Raw genomic sequence first — 11,820 nt, 5'->3', positions numbered from 1 at the left:
CTTCTTAACCATCAGCCCGTGTGTGCGGGCTGCAACGCGAGGTACCTCCATGGTGCACAGCATGACCGCCTTCGCCCGCGTCGAACAAGCCGGCGCCCAGGGCACCCTGAGCTGGGAGCTGCGCTCGGTCAACAGCCGCTACCTGGAGCCGCACCTGCGCCTGCCGGAATCGTTCCGCGACCTCGAAGGCGCCGTGCGTGAAGCCCTGCGTCAGGGCATCTCGCGGGGCAAGCTGGAATGCACCCTGCGTTTTACCGAAGAAACCACCGGCAAGCCGCTGCAAGTGGACCGCGAGCGCGCCGCGCAACTGGTCGCCGCCGCCGAAACCATCGCCGGCCTGATCAAGCAGCCGGCGGCATTGAACCCGCTTGAAGTATTGGCCTGGCCCGGCGTGCTGGTGGCCGACGCCAGCGACCCGCAGGCCCTCAACGCCCAGGCCCTAGCGCTGTTCACCCAGGGCTTGAAGGAGCTCAAGGCCGGCCGCGAGCGCGAAGGCGCCGAGCTGGCGCGGTTGATCAGCGAGCGCCTGACCTCCATCGAAGCCGACGTGGTCATTCTGCGCGAGCTGGTGCCGCAGATGCTCGCCACCCAGCGCCAGAAGGTGCTCGACCGCTTCACCGACATGAAGGCCGACCTCGACCCCGTGCGCCTGGAGCAGGAAATGGTGCTGCTGGCGCAGAAAAGCGACGTCGCCGAAGAACTCGACCGTCTCAGCACCCACATCCTCGAAGTGCGCCGCGTGCTCACGTCCGGCGGCGCCGCCGGTCGGCGTCTGGACTTCCTGATGCAGGAACTCAACCGCGAAGCCAATACACTCGGCTCCAAGGCGTTTGACCCGCGCAGCACCACGGCGGCGGTCAACCTCAAAGTGTTGATCGAGCAGATGCGCGAACAAGTACAGAATATTGAGTAAGGCAACCTTCATGACCCACAGCACCGGCACCCTTTACATCATTTCCGCCCCTTCGGGCGCGGGCAAGAGCAGCCTGGTCAAGGCCTTGACCGACGCTGACGAGCAGATCCGCATTTCGGTCTCCCACACCACCCGCGCCATGCGCCCGGGCGAAGTGAACGGCGTGCACTATCACTTCGTCGAGCGCACCGAGTTCGTCAGGATGATCGAACACGGCGACTTTCTGGAGCGCGCCGAAGTGTTCGGCAACCTCTACGGCACCTCGCAAAGCCACCTGCAGCAGACCCTGGACGAAGGCCATGACCTGATCCTGGAAATCGACTGGCAGGGCGCCGAGCAAGTACGCCAACTCATGCCCAAGGCGCGTTCGATCTTCATTCTGCCGCCCTCGCTCGAAGCCTTGCACCAGCGCCTGACCAACCGTGGCCAGGACAGCGACGAGATCATCGAAGGCCGCATGCGCGAAGCCGTCAGCGAAATGAGCCACTACGTCGACTACGATTACCTGATCATCAATGACGATTTTGCCCACGCGCTGGACGATTTGAAGGCGATTTTCCGCGCCAACCAGCTCCAGCAAAAGCGTCAGCAGCAACGTTTCGGCAAATTACTGGCCGAACTGCTCGGCTGATTGACGCTTCCCAAAACCGCCGCAAGGGCCTTACATTGGCACTTGCAGCGGTTTTGCGAAGGTGTCGCGAAAATCAGCGCTTCCCTAAACGCTGGTGTTTTTTTAAACTGCTCAGTCCGCTCGCCCAGCCGGGCAGCGCGCATCTTGCATTCGCTCCGAGGAATACCATGGCCCGCGTAACCGTTGAAGACTGCCTAGAACACGTGGATAACCGCTTTGAGCTGGTCATGCTCTCTACCAAGCGTGCCCGTCAACTGGCCACTGGCGGCAAAGAGCCCCTGGTCCAGTGGGAAAACGACAAGCCTACCGTTGTAGCCCTGCGTGAAATCGCCGAAGGCCTGATGAGCTACGAGTTCATCGCCAACGCCGAAATCGTTGAAGACGAACCGCTGTTCGCAGCGTTCGAGGACGAGTCCAACGAGGCCGTCTAAGCCTATGCCTGGTCGACGTAGCACGGCGCGGGGTCACAGCCTTCGGCAGGAGTTAACACTTTGCCGAGCATAGACGCCCTCGCCGATCGCTTATCGGCCTACCTCGGTCCAGACCAGGTCAACCTGGTCCGCCGAGCGTATTTCTACGCCGAACAAGCCCACGACGGCCAACGCCGACGCAGCGGCGAGGCGTATGTCACCCATCCTCTTGCGGTGGCCAATATTCTTGCCGACATGCACATGGACCATCAGAGCCTGATGGCCGCGATGCTGCATGACGTGATCGAAGACACCGGTATTGCCAAGGAAGCGCTCAATGCGCAATTTGGCGAAACCGTGGCCGAACTGGTTGACGGGGTCAGCAAACTGACCCAGATGAACTTCGAGACCAAGGCCGAAGCCCAGGCGGAAAACTTCCAGAAAATGGCCATGGCCATGGCCCGCGACATTCGGGTCATCCTGGTGAAACTGGCCGACCGGCTGCACAACATGCGCACGCTGGAAGTGCTGTCCGGCGAAAAGCGCCGGCGCATCGCCAAGGAAACCCTGGAAATCTACGCGCCCATCGCCAACCGGCTGGGCATGCACGCCATTCGTATCGAATTCGAAGACCTCGGCTTCAAGGCCATGCACCCGATGCGTTCGGCGCGCATCTACCAGGCGGTCAAGCGCGCCCGGGGCAACCGCAAGGAAATCGTCAACAAGATCGAAGAGTCCCTGAGCCATTGCCTGGCCATCGACGAGATCGAGGGCGAAGTCAGCGGGCGGCAAAAGCACATCTACGGCATCTACAAGAAGATGCGCGGCAAGCGTCGGGCCTTCAACGAGATCATGGACGTGTACGCGTTCCGCATCATCGTTGACAAGGTCGACACCTGCTACCGCGTGCTCGGCGCTGTACATAATTTGTACAAACCCTTGCCGGGCCGCTTCAAGGACTACATCGCAATTCCCAAGGCCAACGGCTACCAATCGCTGCATACCACGCTGTTCGGTATGCATGGCGTGCCGATCGAGATCCAGATCCGCACCCGCGAAATGGAAGAAATGGCCAACAACGGCATCGCCGCCCACTGGCTGTACAAGTCCAGCGGCGACGAGCAGCCCAAAGGTACCCATGCCCGCGCCCGTCAGTGGGTCAAGGGCGTGCTGGAAATGCAGCAACGGGCCGGCAACTCCCTGGAATTCATTGAAAGCGTGAAGATCGACCTGTTCCCGGATGAGGTCTACGTGTTCACGCCCAAAGGCCGCATCATGGAGCTGCCCAAAGGCTCCACGGCGGTCGACTTTGCCTACGCGGTGCACACCGACGTCGGCAACAGCTGCATTGCCTGTCGGATCAATCGTCGTCTCGCACCGCTGTCCGAACCGCTGCAAAGTGGCTCCACGGTGGAGATCGTCAGCGCACCGGGCGCCCGCCCGAACCCGGCGTGGCTCAACTTCGTGGTCACCGGCAAGGCGCGCACGCACATCCGCCACGCGCTGAAGCTGCAACGTCGTTCCGAGTCGATCAGCCTGGGCGAACGCCTGCTGAACAAGGTGCTCAACGGTTTCGACAGCGCCCTGGACAAGATCGCGCACGAGCGGGTGCAAGCGATGCTCCACGAGTATCGCCAGGAAACCATCGAAGACCTGCTGGAAGATATCGGCCTGGGTAATCGCATGGCCTATGTGGTCGCCCGTCGCCTGCTCGGCGAAGGCGAACAGCTGCCAAGCCCCGAAGGCCCGCTGGCGATTCGTGGCACCGAGGGCCTGGTGCTCAGCTATGCCAAATGCTGCACGCCGATCCCGGGCGACCCGATTGTTGGGCACCTGTCGGCAGGCAAAGGCATGGTGGTGCACCTGGACAACTGCCGCAACATCACCGAAATCCGCCACAACCCGGAAAAATGCATCCAGCTCTCGTGGGCCAAGGACGTCACCGGCGAATTCAATGTCGAGCTGCGCGTTGAGCTGGAACACCAGCGCGGCCTGATCGCGCTGCTGGCCAGCAGCGTCAACGCGGCCGACGGCAATATTGAAAAAATCAGCATGGACGAGCGCGATGGCCGCATCAGCGTGGTCCAGTTGGTGGTCAGTGTGCACGACCGCGTGCACCTGGCCCGCGTGATCAAAAAGCTGCGCGCTTTGATCGGGGTTATCCGCATCACCCGTATGCGTGCCTAACCCACCTCTAACAAGGAGTCACACATGACCAAGACCGTAATCACCAGCGACAAAGCCCCGGCCGCCATCGGCACCTACTCCCAGGCGATCAAGGCGGGCAATACCGTCTATATGTCCGGGCAGATTCCGCTGGACCCAAAAACCATGGAACTGGTTGAAGGCTTCGAAGCACAGACCGTACAGGTGTTCGAAAACCTCAAGTCCGTGGCCGAAGCCGCAGGCGGTTCGTTCAAGGACATCGTCAAACTGAACATCTTCCTCACCGACCTGAGCCACTTCGCCAAGGTCAACGAGATCATGGGCAAGTATTTCGAACAGCCTTACCCGGCACGCGCGGCCATCGGCGTTGCTGCCCTGCCAAAGGGCGCACAGGTCGAAATGGACGCGATCCTGGTCATCGAATAAACACCCGGCGCAGCCCGCACAGGCTGCGCCGACCTCGTTTCAGAAGGATTTCATGATGCGCAAAGCGCTTGTAACCTCTTCGTTGCTCGCCTTGTTGCTCGGCGGCTGCGCCAGCAATCCCGCCGACAGGGATGTGAGCGGCACCTGGATCAATCAGGTCGCCATCGACGCAGCAGCCAAGGGCGGCCCTTTGCGTGAAGCGTTGCAGCGCTTTGGCCCGAACCTCGAATGGGAGATCAACACCAAGGCCGCGCAGGCGCGTTATTACAACGGTTTTGAAGTGGCTGAAGGCAAATTGGCCGGCGAGAAATCCGGCACCTGGAGCGTGGACTTTTACGGCAGCTCCGCCACCGAACTCAAGCGCAAAGGCCGGCAACTGCTGCAAGTGGCCAACGACAATGAACCCGAGCAGCTGTTTGCCCGCGCCAAGGACCCTGCGCCGGAAGGCGCGCCACTGGGCGCCAACTTCGAACGCGCCCTGTATGGGGCCTATATGGGCGGCGACTGGAAAATCACCGACGGCTTCGGCGACGGCGCCACGGTGCAGTTCCAGGCGGACGGCAAGGTTGTCGGCTTGCCCGGTGTCGACCGTTACTCGCTGTGCCTGGCAGGCGACTGCGCTTCGATGAGCGGCGGCTACGACAGCATCTGGCTGCAACTGAACGGCCAGGGCAACCCGTGGATTTTTGCGCGCAAGGGCAAGCAGCTTGAGATATTCCAAGCGGTGAATACGGCGCAAGCGGACGAAGTACCGTCGTTTACCCCTGGCCCTCGCCAATGGTTGCTCGAAAAGTAACAACCCCCAAAGCTCGAATCAAAATGTGGGAGCAAGCCCCCTCCCACATTTTTTGACCGTGTTTCTCAGCCTTTGAGGATCGCGGCATAACCTTCACGATAAGTTGGGTAAGCCGGCTCCCATCCCAACGCCTTGATCCGCTTATTGCTGCACCGCTTGCTGCCCGCGCGCCGCACACTGGCGTCCTCGGACCACTCGGTCACTCCCAGATACTCACGCAACCAGCCCACCACATCGGCCAGCGGTGCAGGCTCGTTGTCCACGCCGATATAGACCTTGTCCAGCGAACCGCCCTGCTCCACATGGCGCAATAAAAACGCCAGCAAACCGGCCGCGTCGTCCGCGTGGATGCGGTTGCCATATAAAGGTGGCTCGGTCGCCACGCGATAACCTTTGCGCACCTGAGTCAGCAGCCACTCACGGCCCGGGCCATAGATGCCGGTCAAGCGCACCACACTCGCCGGGATGCCGCTGTTGAGTGCCACCTGCTCGGCTTCCAGCATCACCTGACCGGAATAGCCCTGCGCCTGGGTGTCGGACGTTTCGTCGACCCACTCGCCATGCTGCTGACCGTAAACGCTGCTGCTGGAGACAAACAGCAGATGCCTGGGCTGCTGGCCATAGTCATCCAGCCACTCCAGCACATGCTGCAAACCGTGCACGTAAGCCGCGCGATAGCCGGCCTCGTCGTGTTCGGTCGCGGCGGCGCAGTACACCAGGTAATCCACCCCGCCAATCGGCCAGGTGTCGGGGCAATCCTTTTTGAACAGGTCGCCGGCGATGCCAATGACGCCCTCGGGCAGGCGCGAAATATCGCGTCGCAGGCCATGAACCTCCCATCCCGAGGCCAGCAATTGGCTAGCCAGCCGACTACCCACATCGCCGCAACCGGCAATCACAACAGAAGGCACAGACATCACAAAACTCCATTCTCAAAGGCGCAGGTTAGCTGCGCTCGGGGTTCAGCGGCCAGTAAAAATAGAAATAAAGTAACACTGGCACTTTAGTTAACAAGAATTACTTGCAATAATGACCGCCCATTTGTCCTCGGCCCGCGACGGGTCTGGAAGGACGATCACTCCATTTTTTCTTCTCAGGTCCGGCCAGCATGACACGTATTACAACCCCCGCTTCGCCAACCAAGCTGCACAGCCCATCCCGCGCCTGGCGCGCGATTGCTGCGTTGCTGTTCAGCGTAATGCTGGCACCGACCGCCGCATTCGCTGACGCCAGCGCTCCCGCAACGCCCGCCGCTGCCGAGCAAAATGCCGCGACCCCGGCCGCACCCGCCGCCGCGCCGGCAGCAACCGACCCTGCTGCGCCAGCCCCCGCCGACGGCACCGGCGTCGTACTGGAAGAAAACAACACCCTGGGCATGGCCCACGACCTGTCCCCATGGGGCATGTACCAGAACGCCGACGTGGTGGTGAAAGCCGTGATGATCGGCCTGGCCATCGCCTCGATCATCACCTGGACCATCTGGATCGCCAAAGGCTTCGAGCTGCTGGGCGCCAAGCGTCGTCTGCGCACTGAAATCGTCCACCTTAAAAAGGCCACCACCCTCAAGGAAGCCAGCGAAACGGCGACCAAAAAGGGCACCCTGGCCAACACCCTGGTGCACGACGCGCTCGAAGAAATGCGCCTGTCAGCCAACGCCCGCGAAAAAGAAGGCATCAAGGAACGCGTGGCCTTCCGCCTTGAGCGCCTGGTAGCCGCCTGCGGCCGCAACATGAGCAGCGGCACCGGCGTGCTGGCGACCATCGGTTCCACCGCGCCCTTCGTCGGCCTGTTCGGCACCGTATGGGGCATCATGAACAGCTTCATCGGCATCGCCAAAACCCAGACCACCAACCTCGCCGTCGTTGCCCCCGGCATCGCCGAAGCCTTGCTGGCCACAGCCCTGGGCCTGGTTGCGGCAATCCCTGCGGTGGTGATCTACAACGTCTTCGCCCGTTCGATTGCCGGCTACAAGGCCCAGGTGTCGGATGCGTCGGCGGAAGTCCTGCTGCTGGTCAGCCGCGACCTCGACCACCTGCCTCCCGAGCGCAGCTCGCAACCGCAGATGGTAAAAGTGGGGTAATCGGCCATGGGCCTGCATTTGAATCAAGGCGACGACGAGCTCGTCGAGAACCACGAAATCAACGTCACGCCGTTTATCGACGTGATGCTGGTGCTGCTGATCATCTTCATGGTCGCGGCACCGCTGGCCACCGTGGACATCAAGGTTGACCTGCCCGCGTCCAGCGCCAAGCCGGCGCCGCGCCCGGAAAAGCCGATTTTCCTCAGCGTCAAGGCGGACCAGCGTCTGTTCCTGGGCGAAGAAGAGGTCAAGCCTGAGTCCCTGGGGCCGGTGCTCGATGCCAAGACCCAAGGCAAGAAAGACACGACGATCTTCTTCCAGGCCGACAAGGGCGTGGACTACGGCGACTTGATGAGCGTGATGGATGCCCTGCGGGCAGCCGGCTACCTCAAGGTAGGTCTGGTCGGACTTGAGACGGCAGCCAAGAAATGATCACGACGCGCCACAAACTGACGCGTTATGGCACCAGCCTCGCCGTCGTACTGGGCGTGCATGCCGTCGCGATTGCCATCGCGCTCCACTGGTCGGCCCCGCGTACGGTGGTGTTGCCGCCGGCGGCCATGGTCATCGACCTGGCACCTGCGCCTGCGCCGCCACCACCACCGGCACCGCCAAAAGTGGTAACGCCGCCGCCGGCACCGGTGGAAGAACCGCCGCTGCCGAAACTGGCCGAAGCGCCCAAGCCGACCATCCAGGTGCCCAAGCCGGTCAAGCCCAAACCCAAACCGCAGCCGCCCAAGCCGGTGGAGAAAAAGCCCGAGCCGCCCAAGGAGAAACCTTCCGATCAGCCGCCGAGCGACGCGCCGCAGAACAACGCCCCGGTCGAAAAATCGGCGCAGCCGGCACCCGGCCCATCGCCGCAGCAGTTGGCGGCCAAGGCATCCTGGGAAGGCACGCTGCTGGCGCATTTGCAGAAGTACAAGAAGTACCCGCCAGGCGCCCAGGCCCGTGGCAAGGAAGGCTTGAACCGCTTGCGCTTCGTGGTCGATGGCGAAGGCAACGTGCTGTCCTATGAGTTGGTGGGCCGCTCCGGCAACGCCGACCTGGACCGCGCGACCCTGGACATGATCCGTCGTGCCCAGCCGCTGCCCAAGCCGCCAGCGGACATGTTGAAAGGCGGTAGCGTCGAAATCGTCGCGCCGTTTGTCTACAACATCGAAAAGCGTCGCCGGTAAGCGGCGCTGTTGTGGAAGGGGGCTTGCCCCCCTTCCACATTGTTTTTCAGCACATCTTTGACTGCCCCCGCTCAATCCCCCGCAAACTTCTGATAACGTGCGTCTATCGATTGCAGCCGGTATGCTTGGCCCGCAACTTCATGGACGCCCGCTATGACTCTTACAGAATTACGCTACATCGTGACCCTCGCCCAGGAGCAACACTTCGGCCACGCGGCCGAGCGTTGCCATGTCAGCCAGCCGACGCTGTCGGTGGGCGTGAAAAAGCTTGAAGACGAACTCGGTGTGCTGATTTTCGAGCGCAGCAAAAGTGCCGTGCGCCTCACGCCGGTAGGCGAAGGCATCGTCGCCCAGGCCCAGAAGGTGCTGGAGCAGGCGCAAAGCATTCGCGAACTGGCGCAGGCCGGCAAGAACCAGCTGACCGCACCGCTCAAGGTCGGCGCCATCTACACCGTCGGCCCGTACCTGTTCCCCCACCTGATTCCGCAACTGCACCGCGTCGCGCCGCAGATGCCGCTGTACATCGAAGAAAACTTCACCCACGTGCTGCGCGACAAACTGCGCAACGGCGAGCTGGACGCGATCATCATCGCCCTGCCGTTCAATGAGGCCGATGTACTGACCCTGCCGCTCTACGACGAGCCGTTCTACGTGCTGATGCCGGCCTCCCACCCCTGGACGCAGAAGGCCACCATCGACGCCGGCCTGCTCAACGACAAGAGCCTGCTGCTGCTCGGCGAAGGCCACTGCTTCCGCGATCAGGTGCTCGAAGCCTGCCCGACCCTGACCAAGGGCAACGACGGCGCCAAGCACACCACGGTCGAATCCAGCTCCCTGGAAACCATCCGCCATATGGTAGCGTCCGGCCTGGGTATCTCGATCCTGCCGCTGTCGGCGGTGGACAGCCATCACTACGCCCCCGGCGTGATCGAAGTGCGTCCACTCACACCACCGGTGCCGTTCCGCACCGTGGCGATCGCCTGGCGTGCCAGCTTCCCACGGCCAAAAGCCATTGAGATCCTCGCCGATTCGATCCGCCTGTGTTCGGTGGCCAAGCCGCCCGCTGCGAGCTAAGCAAACGTATGACTGAGCTGTCGCAGGTGTCGGTGACGGCACTCAAGGGTGTCGGTGAGGCCATGGCCGAAAAACTGGCCAAGGTCGGCCTGGAAAACCTCCAGGATGTGCTGTTCCACCTGCCCCTGCGCTATCAGGACCGCACCCGCGTCGTGCCCATCGGCCACCTGCGCCCCGGGCAGGATGCGGTGGTCGAAGGCACCGTCAGCGGCGCCGATGTGGTGATGGGCAAGCGCCGCAGCCTGGTGGTGCGCCTGCAGGACGGCACCGGCGGCCTGAGCCTGCGCTTCTATCACTTCAGTAACGCACAAAAGGAAGGCCTCAAGCGCGGCACCCGCGTGCGCTGCTACGGCGAAGCCCGCCCTGGCGCCTCCGGGCTGGAGATCTATCACCCGGAATACCGCGCCATCACCGGCGACGAACCACCACCGGTGGACACCACCCTCACGCCCATCTACCCGCTCACCGAAGGCCTCACGCAACAGCGCCTGCGCCAGTTGTGCATGCAGACGCTGACGATGCTCGGCCCCCAGAGCCTGCCCGACTGGCTGCCCCTGGAGCTGGCCCGCGACTATCAACTGGCGCCATTGGCCGATGCGATTCGCTACCTGCATCACCCACCGGCCGATGCCGATGTCGACGAACTCGCCCTCGGCCATCACTGGGCCCAGCATCGCCTGGCCTTTGAAGAACTGCTGACCCACCAACTGTCCCAGCAACGCCTGCGCGAAAGCATGCGCTCCCTGCGCGCGCCGGCGATGCCCAAGGCCACACGCCTGCCTGCACAATACCTGGCCAACCTGGGCTTTGCGCCGACCGGTGCGCAACAGCGCGTGGGCAATGAAATCGCCTACGACCTTAGCCAGCACGAACCCATGTTGCGCCTGATCCAGGGCGACGTGGGCGCGGGCAAGACCGTGGTCGCCGCCCTCGCCGCCCTGCAGGCGCTGGAAGCCGGTTACCAGGTGGCGCTGATGGCCCCCACCGAGATCCTCGCCGAACAACACTTCATCACCTTCAAGCGCTGGCTCGAGCCCCTGGGCCTGGAAGTCGCGTGGCTGGCCGGCAAGCTCAAGGGCAAGGTACGCGCAGCCGCACTGGAGCAAATTGCCAATGGCGCCCCAATGGTGGTCGGCACCCACGCGCTGTTCCAGGACGAAGTGCAGTTCAAGAACCTGGCGCTGGTGATCATCGACGAACAGCACCGTTTCGGCGTGCAGCAACGCCTGGCATTGCGTCAGAAAGGCGTGGGCGGGCGCATGAACCCGCACCAGTTGATCATGACCGCCACGCCGATCCCGCGCACGCTGGCCATGAGTGCCTACGCTGACCTCGACACCTCGATCCTCGACGAACTGCCGCCCGGCCGTACGCCGGTCAACACCGTGCTGGTCACTGACTCGCGGCGCGTCGAAGTGATCGAACGCGTGCGCGGCGCCTGCGCCGAAGGGCGCCAGGCTTATTGGGTGTGCACCCTGATTGAAGAGTCCGAAGAGCTGACCTGCCAGGCCGCCGAAACCACCTTCGAGGACCTCACCAGCGCCCTCGGAGAGCTCAAGGTCGGGCTGATCCACGGCCGCATGAAGCCTGTGGAAAAGGCCGCGGTCATGGCCGAGTTCAAGGCCGGCAACCTGCAACTGCTGGTCGCCACCACCGTGATCGAGGTGGGTGTGGACGTGCCCAACGCCAGCCTGATGATCATCGAAAACCCCGAGCGCCTGGGCCTGGCGCAACTGCACCAGCTGCGCGGACGCGTGGGCCGGGGCAGCGCCGCCAGCCATTGCGTGCTGCTGTACCACCCGCCGCTGTCGCAGATCGGCCGCCAGCGCCTGGGGATCATGCGCGAGACCAACGACGGTTTTGTGATTGCCGAAAAAGACCTCGAACTGCGCGGTCCCGGCGAAATGCTCGGCACCCGCCAGACCGGCCTGCTGCAATTCAAGGTCGCCGACCTGATGCGCGACGCCGACCTGCTGCCCGCCGTGCGCGATGCGGCGCAAGCGCTGCTGGAGCGCTGGCCCGAGCACGTCAGCCCGCTGCTGGATCGCTGGTTGCGGCATGGGCAGCAATACGGCCAAGTGTGACGGCTGGCGCAGTTAGCCAACCCTCACGCGTAACAAGCTGGTTATACTTCAGTGACTGTACGAAT

Annotated in this window: 12 protein-coding genes; 11 read left to right on the top strand and 1 reads right to left on the bottom strand. The window is 62.9% G+C overall.

The window, feature by feature from the left end; genetic code table 11:
- The first annotated feature begins 49 nt into the window (after window positions 1-49).
- From TU79_RS01350 to TU79_RS01325, 6 genes are all read left to right on the top strand, one after another.
- A complete protein-coding gene (locus TU79_RS01350) occupies window positions 50-913 on the top strand; it encodes a YicC/YloC family endoribonuclease (protein WP_057006354.1) in 864 nt (287 codons plus the stop codon).
- A 10-nt stretch (window positions 914-923) separates the two neighbouring features.
- Window positions 924-1,544 (top strand): guanylate kinase, encoded by a 621-nt coding sequence (gene gmk / locus TU79_RS01345; protein ID WP_057006353.1) that lies wholly within the window; start codon window positions 924-926, stop codon window positions 1,542-1,544.
- Window positions 1,545-1,711: 167 nt separating this feature from the next.
- Window positions 1,712-1,975: a DNA-directed RNA polymerase subunit omega gene (rpoZ, locus tag TU79_RS01340; protein WP_003176920.1), complete on the top strand. Its 264-nt coding sequence runs from the start codon at window positions 1,712-1,714 to the stop codon at window positions 1,973-1,975.
- 60 nt (window positions 1,976-2,035) lie between these two features.
- A complete protein-coding gene (gene spoT / locus TU79_RS01335; protein ID WP_003231642.1) occupies window positions 2,036-4,141 on the top strand; it encodes a bifunctional GTP diphosphokinase/guanosine-3',5'-bis pyrophosphate 3'-pyrophosphohydrolase in 2,106 nt (701 codons plus the stop codon).
- A gap of 24 nt (window positions 4,142-4,165) precedes the next feature.
- Window positions 4,166-4,546, top strand: a complete 381-nt coding sequence (locus TU79_RS01330; protein ID WP_003176922.1) for a RidA family protein — start codon at window positions 4,166-4,168, stop codon at window positions 4,544-4,546.
- Between the two features lie 55 nt (window positions 4,547-4,601).
- A complete protein-coding gene (locus TU79_RS01325; RefSeq protein ID WP_057006352.1) occupies window positions 4,602-5,342 on the top strand; it encodes a hypothetical protein in 741 nt (246 codons plus the stop codon).
- A 65-nt stretch (window positions 5,343-5,407) separates the two neighbouring features.
- On the opposite strand, the gene TU79_RS01320 is transcribed toward TU79_RS01325, so the two are convergent.
- Window positions 5,408-6,259, bottom strand: coding sequence for an SDR family oxidoreductase (locus TU79_RS01320; RefSeq protein WP_057006351.1), 852 nt, complete (start codon window positions 6,257-6,259; stop codon window positions 5,408-5,410).
- Between the two features lie 191 nt (window positions 6,260-6,450).
- Between TU79_RS01320 and exbB the strand changes: the two genes are divergently transcribed.
- The 5 genes from exbB to recG all read left to right on the top strand — a co-directional run bounded on the left by exbB (window position 6,451) and on the right by recG (window position 11,755).
- Complete coding sequence (gene exbB / locus TU79_RS01315) at window positions 6,451-7,422, top strand: tonB-system energizer ExbB (protein ID WP_057006350.1); 972 nt, start codon at window positions 6,451-6,453, stop codon at window positions 7,420-7,422.
- 6 nt (window positions 7,423-7,428) lie between these two features.
- Window positions 7,429-7,854, top strand: coding sequence for a TonB system transport protein ExbD (gene exbD / locus TU79_RS01310; protein ID WP_003231649.1), 426 nt, complete (start codon window positions 7,429-7,431; stop codon window positions 7,852-7,854).
- On the top strand, window positions 7,851-8,597 hold the full coding sequence (locus TU79_RS01305) for an energy transducer TonB family protein (RefSeq protein ID WP_057006349.1): 747 nt from the start codon (window positions 7,851-7,853) through the stop codon (window positions 8,595-8,597). The genes exbD and TU79_RS01305 overlap by 4 nt, the downstream gene beginning before the upstream one ends.
- 153 nt (window positions 8,598-8,750) lie before the next feature.
- Window positions 8,751-9,671, top strand: a complete 921-nt coding sequence (locus tag TU79_RS01300; protein WP_057006348.1) for a hydrogen peroxide-inducible genes activator — start codon at window positions 8,751-8,753, stop codon at window positions 9,669-9,671.
- A gap of 8 nt (window positions 9,672-9,679) precedes the next feature.
- Window positions 9,680-11,755 carry an ATP-dependent DNA helicase RecG gene (gene recG, locus TU79_RS01295; RefSeq protein WP_057006711.1) on the top strand — a complete coding sequence of 692 codons (2,076 nt, stop codon included), beginning with the start codon at window positions 9,680-9,682 and terminating at the stop codon, window positions 11,753-11,755.
- The last annotated feature ends 65 nt before the right edge of the window (window positions 11,756-11,820 follow it).

This window comes from Pseudomonas trivialis, from assembly GCF_001439805.1.
In the GTDB taxonomy this organism is placed as follows: domain Bacteria; phylum Pseudomonadota; class Gammaproteobacteria; order Pseudomonadales; family Pseudomonadaceae; genus Aquipseudomonas; species Aquipseudomonas trivialis.
This window is presented reverse-complemented; position numbering and strand designations above follow the sequence as displayed.